The sequence below is a fragment of the Methylicorpusculum oleiharenae genome, assembly GCF_009828925.2.
Lineage (GTDB): Bacteria > Pseudomonadota > Gammaproteobacteria > Methylococcales > Methylomonadaceae > Methylicorpusculum > Methylicorpusculum oleiharenae.
Window position 1 is genome coordinate 116993 of sequence record NZ_WUTY02000001.1, and the last position, 14640, is coordinate 131632.

Annotated in this window: 18 protein-coding genes and 1 pseudogene; 10 read left to right on the top strand and 9 right to left on the bottom strand. The window is 47.6% G+C overall.

Annotated features, from left to right (window positions below):
- Nucleotides 1-393: 393 nt before the first annotated feature.
- The 5 genes and pseudogenes from GO003_RS00590 (at nucleotide 394) to GO003_RS00605 (ending at nucleotide 1969) form a co-directional block, all read left to right on the top strand.
- The gene (locus GO003_RS00590; protein ID WP_159658027.1) at nucleotides 394-663 is read left to right on the top strand and encodes a hypothetical protein; all 270 of its coding nucleotides are present in this window, start codon (nucleotides 394-396) and stop codon (nucleotides 661-663) included.
- Nucleotides 664-962: 299 nt separating this feature from the next.
- Nucleotides 963-1298, top strand: a complete 336-nt coding sequence (locus GO003_RS00595) for a CopG family ribbon-helix-helix protein (protein ID WP_159658028.1) — start codon at nucleotides 963-965, stop codon at nucleotides 1296-1298.
- Nucleotides 1298-1444: a PIN domain-containing protein gene (locus tag GO003_RS00600; protein ID WP_159658029.1), complete on the top strand. Its 147-nt coding sequence runs from the start codon at nucleotides 1298-1300 to the stop codon at nucleotides 1442-1444. The genes GO003_RS00595 and GO003_RS00600 overlap by 1 nt, the downstream gene beginning before the upstream one ends.
- Nucleotides 1445-1461: 17 nt before the next feature.
- Nucleotides 1462-1653: pseudogene (locus GO003_RS26510) on the top strand (type II toxin-antitoxin system RelE/ParE family toxin); the annotation flags it as partial.
- Entirely contained in the window at nucleotides 1646-1969 is a 324-nt protein-coding gene (locus GO003_RS00605) for a helix-turn-helix domain-containing protein (RefSeq protein ID WP_159658030.1), read from the top strand. The pseudogene GO003_RS26510 and the gene GO003_RS00605, both read left to right, overlap by 8 nt.
- A gap of 356 nt (nucleotides 1970-2325) precedes the next feature.
- Here GO003_RS00605 and GO003_RS00610 read toward each other — a convergent pair whose 3' ends face one another.
- From GO003_RS00610 to GO003_RS00620, 3 genes are read right to left on the bottom strand one after another with little or no spacing between them, the layout of a single operon-like run.
- Complete coding sequence (locus GO003_RS00610; protein ID WP_159652056.1) at nucleotides 2326-3315, bottom strand: tyrosine-type recombinase/integrase; 990 nt, start codon at nucleotides 3313-3315, stop codon at nucleotides 2326-2328.
- Complete coding sequence (locus GO003_RS00615; RefSeq protein ID WP_159652058.1) at nucleotides 3312-4223, bottom strand: tyrosine-type recombinase/integrase; 912 nt, start codon at nucleotides 4221-4223, stop codon at nucleotides 3312-3314. Before GO003_RS00615 ends, GO003_RS00610 begins: the two co-directional genes overlap by 4 nt.
- Nucleotides 4217-5458, bottom strand: a complete 1242-nt coding sequence (locus GO003_RS00620; protein ID WP_159652060.1) for a tyrosine-type recombinase/integrase — start codon at nucleotides 5456-5458, stop codon at nucleotides 4217-4219. Before GO003_RS00620 ends, GO003_RS00615 begins: the two co-directional genes overlap by 7 nt.
- Nucleotides 5459-5746: 288 nt before the next feature.
- Here GO003_RS00620 and relB point away from each other — a divergent pair, with 288 nt between their 5' ends.
- Together relB and GO003_RS00625 are read left to right on the top strand one after the other, a co-directional pair.
- Nucleotides 5747-5872: a type II toxin-antitoxin system RelB family antitoxin gene (gene relB, locus GO003_RS26055; RefSeq protein ID WP_269144306.1), complete on the top strand. Its 126-nt coding sequence runs from the start codon at nucleotides 5747-5749 to the stop codon at nucleotides 5870-5872.
- Nucleotides 5873-5957: 85 nt separating this feature from the next.
- On the top strand, nucleotides 5958-6215 hold the full coding sequence (locus GO003_RS00625; RefSeq protein ID WP_159659526.1) for a type II toxin-antitoxin system RelE family toxin: 258 nt from the start codon (nucleotides 5958-5960) through the stop codon (nucleotides 6213-6215).
- 162 nt (nucleotides 6216-6377) lie between these two features.
- On the opposite strand, the gene cueR is transcribed toward GO003_RS00625, so the two are convergent.
- The 6 genes from cueR to GO003_RS00655 all read right to left on the bottom strand — a co-directional run bounded on the left by cueR (nucleotide 6378) and on the right by GO003_RS00655 (nucleotide 11736).
- The gene (gene cueR, locus GO003_RS00630) at nucleotides 6378-6791 is read right to left on the bottom strand and encodes a Cu(I)-responsive transcriptional regulator (protein ID WP_159659525.1); all 414 of its coding nucleotides are present in this window, start codon (nucleotides 6789-6791) and stop codon (nucleotides 6378-6380) included.
- Nucleotides 6792-6884: 93 nt separating this feature from the next.
- Nucleotides 6885-9083, bottom strand: a complete 2199-nt coding sequence (locus GO003_RS00635) for a heavy metal translocating P-type ATPase (protein WP_164505753.1) — start codon at nucleotides 9081-9083, stop codon at nucleotides 6885-6887.
- A 188-nt stretch (nucleotides 9084-9271) separates the two neighbouring features.
- Entirely contained in the window at nucleotides 9272-10096 is an 825-nt protein-coding gene (locus tag GO003_RS00640) for a class I SAM-dependent methyltransferase (RefSeq protein ID WP_159659524.1), read from the bottom strand.
- A 340-nt stretch (nucleotides 10097-10436) separates the two neighbouring features.
- A complete protein-coding gene (locus tag GO003_RS00645) occupies nucleotides 10437-10712 on the bottom strand; it encodes a PBPRA1643 family SWIM/SEC-C metal-binding motif protein (RefSeq protein ID WP_159659523.1) in 276 nt (91 codons plus the stop codon).
- Between the two features lie 196 nt (nucleotides 10713-10908).
- Nucleotides 10909-11313, bottom strand: a complete 405-nt coding sequence (locus tag GO003_RS00650) for a hypothetical protein (protein ID WP_159659522.1) — start codon at nucleotides 11311-11313, stop codon at nucleotides 10909-10911.
- A gap of 84 nt (nucleotides 11314-11397) precedes the next feature.
- Nucleotides 11398-11736 (bottom strand): hypothetical protein, encoded by a 339-nt coding sequence (locus tag GO003_RS00655; protein ID WP_159659521.1) that lies wholly within the window; start codon nucleotides 11734-11736, stop codon nucleotides 11398-11400.
- 284 nt (nucleotides 11737-12020) lie between these two features.
- On the opposite strand from GO003_RS00655, the gene GO003_RS00660 reads away from it, so the two are divergent.
- Genes GO003_RS00660 through GO003_RS00670 form a run of 3 tightly spaced genes read left to right on the top strand, consistent with a single transcriptional unit; the run spans nucleotide 12021 to nucleotide 14629 of the window.
- Nucleotides 12021-12581 (top strand): recombinase family protein, encoded by a 561-nt coding sequence (locus GO003_RS00660; protein ID WP_159659520.1) that lies wholly within the window; start codon nucleotides 12021-12023, stop codon nucleotides 12579-12581.
- 4 nt (nucleotides 12582-12585) lie between these two features.
- A complete protein-coding gene (locus tag GO003_RS00665) occupies nucleotides 12586-14220 on the top strand; it encodes a DDE-type integrase/transposase/recombinase (protein WP_206444844.1) in 1635 nt (544 codons plus the stop codon).
- Nucleotides 14210-14629 carry an AAA family ATPase gene (locus GO003_RS00670; protein ID WP_231088749.1) on the top strand — a complete coding sequence of 140 codons (420 nt, stop codon included), beginning with the start codon at nucleotides 14210-14212 and terminating at the stop codon, nucleotides 14627-14629. The genes GO003_RS00665 and GO003_RS00670 overlap by 11 nt, the downstream gene beginning before the upstream one ends.
- Nucleotides 14630-14640 lie beyond the last annotated feature (11 nt).

Consider the following 14640-nt stretch of genomic DNA (forward strand, 5'->3'; position numbering starts at 1 on the left):
GCGGATGTTATCGGGCGGTTCTCAATTAATGTGGGCTCATTCTCAGTTAATGTGGGCTGGAGTGCTCCGATATTATCAGCTAATGTGGTCCCGAAAAATGGATGTAATCGGTTCCTGTGATTTATGTTATCGGGCCGCTACACTTAACTGAAAGAACTCGGGATAGAACTGAAAAGCAATATAAAGATGCCTGTAACAACAATCAATTTTTGTTATTTATTAAAGACAAAAGCCAAAAAAAATTGAGATCCTACATTTTTGATATTCCTGGGTAAAGGTTGTGAAAATGAAAATATAGGATTAGGCAGGCAATTTAAAGATCAGGAAACTTTTGGTCCTAAAAAATAATTAAGCTGAGAAAATGTAAGCGTTATGAAAGAAAGTTAGGACAATATGGCAAAATCAAAAATTATTTACGAAGATCGACCTACTGTTTATGCAAAGTTTAACCATCCTCAATCACAAGACTACATAGAATATAAGTCTATTATTCAAATTACAGATTCAGGTAAACAACCAATTACAATTCAATTGGAATTTACAGGTATTCGCTCGTTTGCTCCAATGCCCCCAGATAAACATGTGATTAAAGCTTCAAATTTGATTGAGCTATATGTGAAACTGGAGAGATGGCTCGGAAAGTTTGGCTTTACAATCAGATAATATTAAAAATAGAGGTTAATTTATTGTCTAATGGGTCGCTGTGAGTCGGTAAGAGCTCTCGAATCTCGTGAGATGATAAGTGTGATAAAAATTAGGTGCTGTTTACGATTAATCGAAATGCACCTTAACATAGACGCTAACGTACGTTTTCGTAACATGGGACTTCAAACCCCTCATTAAGGAGAGGAAAGGGTACCACTCTATTTTGTGGTTTTAGTGATCAAAGAAAAGTGGATGGACCATATATTAAAGTATAAGCTATGACTACAAATGAACCACAATAAACCGGAGTAGCGATAATGGCAACTGAAGCATTTACTATTAGAGCTGAAACAGAGATCGTGCATCAACTCGATAGCATGGCCGGAGCGTTAGATCGTTCCCGCAATTACTTGGTCAACCAAGCCTTGCGCGAATACCTGAAAACCCATGCCAAGCACATTGAAAAAATCACAAAAGGCATAACCGCCGCTGATCGTGGCGAAGTCATCGAGCATGACGAAGTGATGAAAGAAATGGAATCCATTGCGCAACCTGCATCCGGGGACGATTTCTTTAACTATGCAGGCATTTGGGAACATCAAGACATCGACCAAGCCAGTATTCGCGCAAAATCCTGGCTGGATCGGCGCTGATGATTCTCTGTGACACCAATATTCTGATTGAATTTTACAAAGGCAATCCGGCTATCATCCAAACCCTCAGAACGATAGGACCGGCCAATATCGCGGTCAGCGTTATCACCAAAGCTGAACTGTTTTACGGCGCTAGAAACGCCTAAACAATAATCGACACCGCTCCATCATTCTTGCTAAGGGTGGTCGGCACTGGGTTTATACCTATCTTTTTGCCAAGAAAGACCGGGATAAAATTAGCAGTGATGAGCTAGCCGAGTTTAAGAAGTTGGCCGCCCTATATGGCCTACAGACCGATGTGGCAATTGATGCCGCGATAAAAAACGGCGATTTATTGGAGATTTGCAATGCCTAAAAAACCTCAATTTAAAAGCGACGCGTTTGAAGCCATCCATAGCGGGGCTAAAGGCCTATTTCAAGCCGGCGGTATTGATAAGACAACCATGCGCGAGTTTGACGAATCTTGCCTTTCCGTACCTCTGGAGATAGAGCCGCAACAGATAAAACTGATCCGTGAAAACAACCATGTCAGCCAGCCCATCTTCGCCCGTTACCTAAACACCAGCGAATCGACAGTACAGAAATGGGAAACCGGCGCAAAGCGTCCCAGCTGTATGGCTCTAAAGCTCTTAGCTATTGTCCAGAAGCACGGCTTGCAAATACTTACATAGTTGCCACGCATTCAGGAATGGCTTCCCAAATTTTATCAGTTTGGTGTAAATCGTCGGCACCCCAGCCAGTGATGGCTGATAAAATCGATAGAAACCACAGACGCATGTGGGAGTGGAAAGAAATTCAAAAACTATTGTGGTGCAATGACGTGTCATTGGCGTAAGCCCTAACAGGTCAAGCTCATCGCGCATCATCTTGAATGTTTCTATATTTTCCGCTGCGCCTCGGACCTCCATTTCAGCACCATTGATCTAATTTTACATTTTCGGGATATGCGGAGTTCAGGAATATGGAAAGTGGCGAACGGAGGAGCCGAACAACATGGGTCGTTCGGCTCCGAACTACTCAGCATATTCTAGCCGCCTCGTAGAGAGGCAATCAACTGGTCCGGCGCACGGAACTGACCACGTTTAAGCGTAAGCGGGACCATCGCACTCATCGCCTCAAGTTTTTCGGTCGGATCAGCGCGTAGATAGACTTCGGTCGTCTGGATATCCCCATGTCCAAGCCACAACGATACCTTTCGGATATCGCCTGTTGCTTGCAATACCACCATCGCGGCGGTGTGACGTAGGACATGAGGAGATATCCGTTTTTTCTCAATAGATGGGCAACGTTTAGCAGCCACTTCCACATGTTTCTTCAGCACATACTCGAAGCCCGATCTGGTCATGGGTTCTCCGTGTGCATTTAGGAAGAGTTCTGTCGCAGCTGGTTGTCCTCGCACGGCAAGCCATGCACGCAGATCGGAAGCTGCCTGCTTCCAGAGTGGCAATAGACGTTCTCGACGCCCTTTACCGAAAATGCGTACATTGGGTGATGGTTGCCACTCCAGCGCCTGTAATGGGAGATGAACCAGTTCGGATACTCTCAGTCCTGCCGAAAAACAGAGGTGGATCATAGCTCGATCACGGATACCGTCGCGGCGTTTCAGATCCGGTACATTGAGCAGTGCCTGCATTTCGTCTAATGACAAATAATTGATTAGCCGTGTATCTGTTCGCTTTGCGGGAATGGCTAAGATACGTCGGCTCTGCTCTAAGAGAGCGGGTTCTCTATATTCCATAAAGCGCATAAATGACTTGATCGCAACGAGCCTAGCATTGCGTGTGCGCGGGCTGTTGTCGCGCTCCGTTTCCAGATATTGCAAGAAATCCATCACCAAAGCGGCATCGAGTTGCTCAAGGAAGAGCGCGGAGGGTGTCACATGCAACCGAGCGGCGGCAAATTGAAACAACAGTTGAAAAGCGTAGGCATAGCTGTCGCAGGTATGCTCGCTCGCGGCTCGTTGTAGCGGCAATCGTTCTTGTAGAAATGCGGTGATATGAGGGGCGATCGGAGTCATGGTGTATTTTCCTCGACGAAATGTTCGCAGGCGCGAACGATGTGATCCATTAAGAGCGGTGAACTTTCTAAATACCAAAACGTACTGTTTGGGCTGGCATGACCCAAGTACGTCATCAACGCCAGCGTGTGGCGACCGACCTGATCGCGACGATCCGGGCCGTCTACGAGTGCATTCGACGCGAAGGAATGACGAAAATCGATTAGCCTTGGTCGTGGCAGCCCAGATTGGCGAGGGAGACCGGCCATCTTCAGGAGCTCTTTGAATGTGGCATATACCGTCTGGCGGCACATCCCACGACGCCACTTCGAGATAAACAAATGATCATCAGTAGTGGCGAGTTTAGCGCGTTCGACAAGATACTCTTCCAGTGCTAAATGCGTCGTGGGATGGAGCGGCACTATCCGGCTTTTGCCAAATTTCGTTTTCCGAATCAGCAGCCCATCCGCCATAATGTCCTTAAAACACAAGCCGAGCGCCTCGGAAATACGCAATCCCGTAGACGCAAGTAACCCAATCAAGGTGCGATACATCAGTGGACGAAACGAATCTGCTGGCTCCAGCCGTGCTGCCGCACCCATCAATGCCTGAATCTCTGCTTCGGTATAGAGATAGGGAATTGGTCGATGACGTTGAAAGCAAAATACACCTTGTGGTGGAATTTCATGGCGGTTGTCGGCGGCATAGCTAAAGCGGGCAAAGCGAATAACCGCTTTCAAGCGGATAGCGCGCTGTGATTCAGTTCGTGCCTGTCCTGCCCAAGCGATAGCCGTCTGTGACTTTACATGCGTGTCTCCCTGGGCAGTGGCAAATCGAGCGAAGTGAAACAGATAAAACGCATCGTCTGTGAGCTTAAAGCCCGCAGCGCGGCGTACGGCCAAATAAGTATCGATGGCATCTTTTAGCATGATGCTCCTCCCGGCCACGAACGCGTGACCTGCTGCAACAAGGCTATGTCCACTTTCGCGTAATGAGCCGTAGTCTCAAGACAACTGTGCCGCAATACCTCGCCGATCACCTGGAGCGACGCTCCCTGACGCAGCATCCCTGTAGCAGCTGAATGACGCAGGACATGGGCGCCAAACGATGGTGCATTGATTCCAGCACGCCGTATCGCTTGAGCGGCAACTTGCTTGACAACATGCCGGGTTATTGGCATCCAGGGAGCGATTGCAGTGATGAAGACACGGTCAGTTTTAACCGATGGGCGTGCACTCTCAAGATATTCCAACAAGGCATCACCAACCTCCTGTGGCAAAGGTAGCTTCGCCTCTCGTCGGCTCTTGCCAATAACGGAAAATGTTCCCGCAGACCAATCGATATCAGGAAGCGCTAGTTCAGCGACTTCACTGGCTCGCAATCCCAATCGAGCCAGTAGTAAAAGGATTGCTTTGTCGCGGATGCCGATTGGCGTGGTACGATTAATATGGGCAAGGACACGATCAACCTCTTCTGGAAGTAAATAACGAGGCAACCGCGCAAGTGGCCATTCGGCAAGAGCCGGAATCGCTGCCTCAAGGCCTGGCTGGCAATGCCCCATTGTGATCAAAAACCGAATAAACATACGAACTGCCGTCACTCGCTTCTTAGCGAGTGCATGACTGCGCCCGAGAGCGTAGTTCAGGATAAAGGTATGCAACGCGTCTGCGGTGAACTGTTCAGGATGTTCGCCGAGCGTTGATAGCAGTTCAACGATATGCTGGCGGTAATTGCGTAGCGTTGAAGACTGCACTCCGTGGTGTGTTTGCATCCAGTGTTCAAATTGACGGAAGAGCTCCGGTTGTGTCGTCTTCGGTGATATCTCGGTGACGACGATTTTGTTCTGACTCTGGAGAAACTCGACAAAGTGATGTGCACCCAACCAGTATACCGAGTGCTGACCTTTTGAATAGCGCAATCGACCGCGTGTAGCGAGGTAATCGTGAAAATGATTAAGTGCGTTAACTGGAAATGAAGTCAGGTTGCCATAGGTGGCATCAACCCAGGCCGCAAACTCGCTGACGCCCGGAAGATATTGGCATATGACTTCATCGTGGAACCCGCACTGAGCTAACCAGTCAGTGAACTCATCCAAATATGGTCCAGCAGAGCTGGTGTAGTAAGTGGTAAGAGTAGTCTGGCGTTTAAGATATGTTGTAAGCATACTGACCTCCTTAAATCGGTGAGATGAAAGACGGCAATAATATGCGGATTAAATCAGTGGATCGAATGGCGCAAACGTGATGATTTTATGCGGTTACTGCCGTCCAGTGGCAATTATACTCGGCATATTCCTGAACTCCACATATCCCGAAATATGCTGAGCTCAGCATATTTCGGGGGATGGGCAATAATAGCCTGGTTGTCGGCTTTTTATTCTTTGTTCCGGGTAAAATCAGTTTGTGATACATTGATTACATGTATTCAATATTTGACGTAAAGGAGACTATACATGGCCACCTCAATAAGACTTTCACCGGAAGTTGAAAAACGGCTTGATTATCTGGCAGGCCAAACCGGCCGTACAAAGGCATTTTATTTACGAGAGATCATCGAGAAAGGACTGGATGATATGTAAGATTATTACTTGGCCACCGATGTGTTAGAACGGGTTCGCAAAGGTGAAGAACGCGTTTATTCATTGGATGAAGTGGAGAACGCGCTTGGCTTGGCGGATTGAACTGACAGAGACGGCGAATCAGCAACTAGCAAAGCTCGATAAGGCCGAAGCGAGGCGTATCACGAAATTTTTGAGGGAGCGTTTGGCTGCTACCGACAATACAGGCAAGGCTTTATCAGGTCCACTTGGCGGTTTGTGGCGTTATCGAGAGGGCGACTATCGATTAATTTGTGAAATTCAGGACGGCGTGTTGTGCGTCTTAGTACTGAAGATCGGCAATCGCCGAGAAGTGTATAAGTGAGATCAGAAACAGGGTATATATAAGTAAAATAAAGCCAGTGATTCGGGCACTCACGAATGCTTTGAGTGAACCAAGGCCAGAGCGTTCAATCAAGAAGCGCATCAGAAAGGACGCTAACTCGGTTTTTCGTTCCACTGCGCCTCAAACCCCGTTTTCAGATGCTTAGTTATTAACGTTAGTCAATTGTTGAGGCGTTGCCAAATTTTGGATAATAGGACATTCCGGCCTATGGTCACCCGTACAAGCTTGAGCAAGCTGCGCCAGAATGTCGCGCATTTCAGTCAGTTCGGAAATACGCTTATTCAAGTCATCAACATGGGCTTGTGCAATCGCCTTTACATTCGCGCTTGCCCGGCTGGGGTCTTGCCACAAAGACAGTAACTCGTAAATTTGATCCAGGGAAAATCCTAAGCTTCTGGATTTTTTGATCATGCGTAAGACATGTAAGTCATTTTCGTTATAAGTCCGGTAACCCGACAAGGTACGAACGCTTTCCTTTATCAGATGGATGCTTTCGTAATAACGTATCATTTTTGCCGATACACCAGTCAATTTTGCTGCTTGGCTAATGTTCATGATATTTCTCCTAAATGAAAAAACAGAAGCGCATTTTTAATGTGGGTGACGCATCCGCCACCCACATACCGTTTCAGTAAAGCCGATCAGATTTCAAATATGACCAGCAGGTTTCCAGCCCCTTAATAGTAAGGCGTTGCCGATTACGCTCAGGGAACTAAAAGCCATTGCCGCACCCGCTAACTGTGGATTTAGTAGGCCAAATGCAGCAAGAGGGAGCGCGGCCAGGTTATAACCGAACGCCCAGAACAGGTTCTGCATAATTTTTCGGTAGGTTCTCCGGGAAATATCAATCGCATCGCCAACCAAGCACGGATCGCCGTTCATAAGCGTAATTCCTGCCGTGTGCATGGCCACATCGGTACCGCTTGCCATCGCAATGCCAACATCGGCAGTAGCCAGTGCCGGGGCATCATTGATGCCGTCGCCCACCATCGCCACGCGATGATTTGCTTGTTTCAACAAAGCAACCTGATTGGCTTTTTCATCAGGTAATACCTCAGCAACCACGTGTTCAATGCCTAAAGCACTACCCACCGCTACAGCACTGCCGGAATTATCGCCCGTCAGCAATACGGTATAAATACCCAAGGCTTGCAAGCGTTGCACCGCATGACGCGCGCTTGGCTTGATTTTATCGCCAAAGGCAAACATGCCCAGTATCCTGTTATTCGGCCCTACTTCCGCCAGCCATGAAATACTATTGCCCCATCTCTCAAATTGAACGGCAGGCTTAGCTAGTTCTCTCAACTCGATACCAAGTTCAGACATTAAACGGCTATTGCCTAATCTCAGCTCGAGGCCATCTACATTTGCGGCAATACCTTTTCCGGGTAAGGCTTTAGAGTTTGTTGCCGGCAGCGGATCAATGGACAAGGCGTCAGCTGCATCGATTACAGCTTTAGCGAGCGGATGTCCGCTCCCATTCTGCATTGAAACAGCGAGCTGCAATAATCTGTCACGATCTATGTTAAAGGGAATATTTTCTACCAAGTAGGCTTTTCCTTGCGTTAACGTTCCGGTTTTGTCGAAGATGACAGTCGTAATGCTATGGGCAATCTCAAGCGCTTCAGCATCTTTTATCAGAATACCGTATTTGGCAGCCACCCCCGTGCCGGCAATTAGTGCAGTCGGCGTAGCCAAGCCAAGCGCACATGGACAGGCAATCACTAACACTGACACTGCATTAATAATGGCCATTTCAATATTGCCACTGTCGTACCACCAGCCGATAAAGGTGATTAATGCGATGATCAATACCCCAGGTACGAACCAGGCGCTGACTTTATCGACCAGATGCTGGATAGGTGCTTTGGCGGATTGGGCATTTTCAATCAGCCGAATTATCCGGGACAGCGCGGTTTCCGAACCTACGGCACCGGTATGCACTATTATCAAGCCATCTGTATTAATAGCGCCGCCAGTAACCTTATCGCCAGGTTGTTTCGGCACTGGTACGCTCTCGCCGGTAATCAGCGACTCATCAATATGGCTGTGTCCCTCAATGATTGTACCATCCACCGAAATGCGCTCGCCAGGACGGACAATCACCCAATCGCCAAGTTTGACGTCTGCGATGGCTAGTTCCCTATCTATGCCGTCTCGGCGCACTCGGGCGGTTGCCGGTTGCAATACCTGCAAAGCGCGAATAGCCGAAGCCGTTTGGTTTTTGGCCCAGGCTTCCAGCCATTTGCCTGCCAATACCAAACTGATTACCACGGCCGACGCTTCGAAATATAAATGTGGCGTCAGCCCGGAAGTTTGTGTGTTTAACTGATAGACGCTTAAGCCATAGGCGGCGCTGGTACCCAACGCCACCAATAAATCCATATTGCCGACGCCTGCTTTCAACGCTTTCCAACCGGCTCGATAAAAACGGGCGCCAAAGCCAAATTGGACCGGTGTCGCCAGAACCATTTGCAACCAGCCTGGCAACATGAAATGGATGCCAAATAACTCGAATAGCATGGGTGCCATCAATGGCAGTGATAGCAGTGCTGAAAAAATCACTGCAAGTCCGACATGGCGATGGGACTTGTTATTTGCGCGTTGATTTCGCCGGGTCGCAAAATAGCCAATGTCTTTGACAGCCTGAACTAAGTCCCCAACATCGATAGCTTTGCTGACACGGACTAAAGCGCTTTCGGTCGCCAAATTCACGCTCACATGCACTACACCTTCCACTTTGCGTAGCGCATTTTCCAATCGTCCGACACAAGACATACAGGTCATACCTTCAATCATCAGGGAAATCGAGTTGTCTTCTGGTTTGTCAATGGTTGTCGTATTCATGAGCATGTTTCCTGTAGTAAATGAATGTGATCAAAGTATTCGGCTTACCACGATGGGAAGGTCAAGCTCTTTTTTAAACTCCGTTGTAATTTGTTAAAAAATTCGCGATTGAATTGCTAATAGCGGCTCGAACCGTCAGCTTGTTCTGAGAACCCAGCCTGTCGCTATTGTGATGAAGATATAAGCCATTAAGACAGCGGTTTGTTAGTAATTGCATAAATCACATTTGCGTCGATACCAGTAATCGATTTAGTTTGTAGTTGCGATAAATTGGATTGCTTTACCCTCTGTAACTGGATGGGATCTAATTGATCCAAGGTACCCCGATAACCACTTCCCAGCACCAGCATCCACCAGTCATCAGGAGTGTTTAACGGGTGAAGAGCATGTTCGGTAACAATTTCTACTTGATGTATACCCGCCTCTGCCAGCATCTCGCCCAGATTTTCGGGTGTGGAAATGCGATCCCAAGGATTAAAGCCTTTGTATAAATCAGGACGTTCGTCACGCACGGCTTGCCAAAATAAACTATTGGCCGGTTCAAATAAATTCTCCCCCCATGTTGTAATAGCTAACCGCCCACCAGGACGTACTTTTCGCCATAGCTCAGTTACCGCAGCAGCCATATCAGGCACAAAAAAAATACCGAAAACGCAGATTACCGCATCAAAACTGGCATCGGCATAATCCAGTGAAAGCATGTCGCCAACCCGAAATTCGATATTTTTTAAATTTTTTGTTTCAGCTTTAATTTTTGCTTCAGCCAGCAATTTAGCCGCTAGATCGGCGGCAACCACTTTCCCGTGAGGCCCGACCTTTATAGCCGCCGGCAACGCCGAAGCGCCAGTCCCAGAACACACATCCAACACATACTCTCCTGGCAGAAGTTGCAATCGTTCAACAGTACTGTTGCCGAAACGATTCCAGAATGTGTTGGCAGGGTGATCGAATAATTCGGCTGCGGCATTATAAGTATTAGCAGTTTTAATCTTGGTTTCTTCGTAGCTATCCATAGAGTCTCCTGAAGGTTTTGTCGGCTTTATTTGCCGAAATTAAGCGTACTGTGTTTTTGCCAAGTACTCATGTAATATGATCTTTTGGCATAGAAAATCTAGCATTTGACATTATTGGAATGTCAAGTCACCATGGCGGAGAGGTGCGATGACCTCCATATTCAAATGGAAATACATTGACGGTCCGATTAGCAATTAGAACCGGACGTTTGATCAGTGGGATTGCGAACGGCAGCTGAGGATCGTTAAAGGCCCTGTATTTGGGGTTTGAGGCGAAGTGGAACGGAAAACCGAGTTAACATTCAGGATGATGCGCATTTGAACTGCACTTATTTAAGGCTTACGCTAATAACACATCACTGGCACCACAACATTTTTTGTATTTCTTACCGCTACCACATGGACAAGAGTCGTTTCTGCCTATTTTATCTGTCATCACTGGTTTTGGTGGATTCAACATTTTTTCTAAATCAGAAATATCTTCCGGCTTATCAGGCTCGAAACCTATAATGTAATGCCATCCATTTTTTGCACAGGTATCGGCAACATATCTTGCCTTATCATCGGTGTGGACTCGAACAATGATCGGTCTTTTTTCTGTTCCCAATTTAGCCATTTTTGTTTCACTCTTTTTAGTTTTTTCCGGATGCTAACGGGCAATTATAGGTAAAGATAGGATTCCCGTATGGCATCCTTTACGAATCGTTAGTTAGGCAATAATCCCGACTTTTGATTGGATATTTTTCAAATTCGGTAAATATACAATATCCCTGTCGCATACTGTACCAATACCTAGCTCTGGACCATCAATTTTATAACACTGACAGTCTCGGATACCTGTCAGCCATAACCTGCCAAAAGCCCATACTCCAATCCATTACCACCACAATTTCCCAGTCCTTAGGAGCTGAATTAACTACTGAAGACACTATTTTTTCACCATATCCTTTCACAGATGATGTAATGGAATAAAACTGAATGGTTTTATTGGGAATATCTACCAATAGTTCAACACCCACTATATTTTCATCGCCTAATTTTATGACGGGTTCTTTTTTACCGTTTTCACTAAGTAAATTAGATGCTTTAATGCTTTCATTGTAAATTTTTATATACCTGATTACATCGATAGCAGCCAAATTTTCTGAAATCTGTTGATAGACTGGGTGGATTTTCTTTACATTATTTGACTTTGATATTTTATCTTTGGAAACCATCGATCTTGCCACTCATTAACTCATCCAATGTAGACCAACCGCAAGCCAGCAAGCCGAAAGACGACCTTGTATAGCTAGCAACAATCATTTCTTGATGCGGCCGAGACGCATGAGCCTGGCTGAAATTGCCCCTTCGGTACGACCCTGTTTAGCCGCGATGTCTTTAATGGAGCGGCCAACATCAAAAGCGCTGAGCAATTCGCTGTCTTCGAGTTCTGACCATGCCTTACCCGCGTTATCTGGAAGGGTCTTTTCCCGTTGTTCTCTTTTTGCCAAGCTATCGAGTGCTTTCGTAGCAATGAAAAGAGCGCGAATAACCAGAGGATTATTGAAAACACTCTGTGCCGAGAGGACTTCACCAGTTTCTGGATCAACACCCTTTGCAAGAGCTTCTATAATTGATTTTGCTTCATTAGGCGACATAGTCAAATTTCTAGAATTTAGCGTGTTTTGAACGGTAGACGATTTATTGATCATAGAAAAGTTTACAAGATACTATCATGACCTATGGCTCTGTGCCGATCGCCGCCATGTTATTGATGAGCGAAAAAAAACCATAAGTATTTTCACGAAATTCATTGCCCCATAGGGGTATACCCCAGCGAGTCGTTTTGTTGAGACACTTTATTTGTCTCAATAGGATTGTTTTGCCAATTTTGATATGGTACCTTCTAAGGCTCTAAAGGCTAATGAGACACTATTGATTTATGGCACTCTATGGATATGCTCGCGTTTCCACTAACGATCAAGATTTTACTCTGCAAGAACAAGCATTACGCGCTGCTGGCTGTGAAGTCATCAGGGCAGAGAAAGTATCCGGAACCAGCCGGACTGATCGGACTGAACTTCAGGTGCTACTGGATTTCTTGCGGCCTGGGGACACGCTTGTTGTCACTCGAATCGACCGTCTTGCGCGGAGCATAAAAGATCTTCAAGACATCGTATACACGCTGAAGGAGCAAGGTGTCACTCTAAAGGCGACAGAGCAACCTATCGACACGCGCAGTGCCGCAGGTAAAGCTTTCCTGGACATGCTGGGCGTTTTTGCCGAATTTGAAACCAATCTCCGGCGTGAACGGCAGCTTGAAGGTATTGCTGCCGCAAAATCTCGCGGCGTCTACCGTGGTCGCAAGCCTTCGGTTAATACTGCCGAAATCCAGCGTCTTCGTCTCGAAGATAAACTGGGCGCAACAGAAATTGCGCGGCGGCTGGGTGTTGGTCGTGCCACAGTGTATCGCGCACTGGCTAACCGTGAACAACAAGCATAAGGTCATTCCAGTTGATTCACTTCTGCAATTGCGGCAGCGGCTTGATTGCTTGCCGCCGAAAAGTCCTGAACGAGCTACCCAGGTTGCGGCGGTAGCCGAACTGTACGGCATTTCAATAACAACCGTCTATCGAGCCCTACATGCCTTCCGAAAACCGCATGCCGCCCATCGTGCCGACCATGGCAAGCCACGGCTATTGCCACAAGCTGAATTGGAGCGCTACTGTGAACTGATAGCGGCACTGAAGCTACGCACCACAAACAAGAAGGGACGCCACCTTTCCACTGGACGAGCCATTGAGCTCATGGAAGACTACGGTGTGGAAACCGCACAGGGTTTGGTCAAAGCTCCCAAGGGGCTATTGCGCCGCCCAACGGTCAATCGCTATCTGCTGTTGTTGCGACTGGATCAGCCTCGCCTGTTGCGCGAACCACCAGCCGTTCGATTCCAGGCAGAGTATAGCAACGATTGTTGGCAATTCGACATGTCGCCATCCGATCTCAAACACATCGACAAACCTGAATGGATCGATCCATCAAAGGGACAACCGACCTTGATGTTGTTTAGTGTGGTGGATGATCGTAGTGGCGTCTGCTATCAGGAATATCGATGCGTGTATGGCGAAGATGCAGAGTCCGCGCTACGCTTTCTCTTCAATGCGATGGCAGCCAAAGCTGATGCCGGCTTCCCGTTTCAGGGGCGCCCCAAGATGATCTATCTGGATAATGGGCCGGTAGCCAAAAGCAGGGTGTTCCAGAACGTGATGCAGGCACTCGGCATTGAATGGCAAACCCACATTCCGGCTGGCAAAGATGGCAACCGCACAACAGCTCGTTCTAAAGGTAAGGTCGAGCGTCCATTCCGAACAGTGAAAGAGGCTCACGAAACGCTATACCATTTTCATAAGCCGGAAACTGAGAAGCAGGCTAATCATTGGCTGATGCGTTACCTGCTGAGTTACAACGATCAGAATCACCGCTCCGAAAAACATTCCCGTTTGACGGATTGGCTGACCCATTTACCCACAGAGGGGTTGCGCGACATGTGTACCTGGGAACAATTCTGTCGTTTTGCTCGTGAACGCGAATCGCGCAAAGTAGGTATTGATGCGCGAATTACGTTTCCCGGCACTGCTTACGAGGTGGAACCAGACATGGCGGGTGAGTCAGTTGTCATACTATGGCGCCTATTCGACGACGAAATGTATGTTGAGTTCGATGGTGAAAAGTTTGGGCCTTACCACCCAATATCTGGTCCAATCCCACTGCATCGGTACCGCGCATTCAAGCGCGGCAAAGTCGGAGAACGTGCGGATCGAATTCGGGCCTTGGCTGATCAGCTTGGCCTACCGATTTCAGCGCTGTCTGGCGACGATGTGCGCTTGGTACCGCCTGCGGTGGCTGTGGATATACCTAAACAGCCCTTTGATGCCCAGATACTGGAATATACGTTTCCCAATGCGATTGCCGCCAAGTTGGCCATTGCTGACGACTTAGCCAAACCGTTAGCAAAACTTTCGGCATCTGACCGCGCTTTCATCGACCAGATTCTGGCCGAGACCCTGACGCGTAGCGTTGTGCTGTCACGGGAGCGTAGCTACTTCCGTGACCCAAAAAGAGGAGAAGAACATGCGAGTTGACGTGATGCAGCATTACGGACTTACACAGCCATTCAGTCAGACCGGATATTTCGAAACAGAGCTACACAAGCAGCTGCTCAAGGACATCAAGGGGGCCATCCAGGAAGGTCGGCTCATTGCTGTGTGCGGAGTTGTTGGTAGCGGCAAGACCGTGACCATGCGGCGTTTACAGCAGCAATTGAAGGAAGAAAACAAAGTCACCGTCTCGAAATCGCTGACGGTCGAGAAGCACAGCGTTAAGCTGACCACGCTGATTGCAGCCTTATTTTACGATATCTCCACCGACAAGAAAGTGCATATACCCAAGGGCGAACAGCGCGAACGGGAATTGCGCGACCCCCCTGTGCCAATATCACCTGAGACACCTACCCCTCGGAAATTAGAGTATAAAGGTAGGCCAGAATCATGAGCAAATCAAAA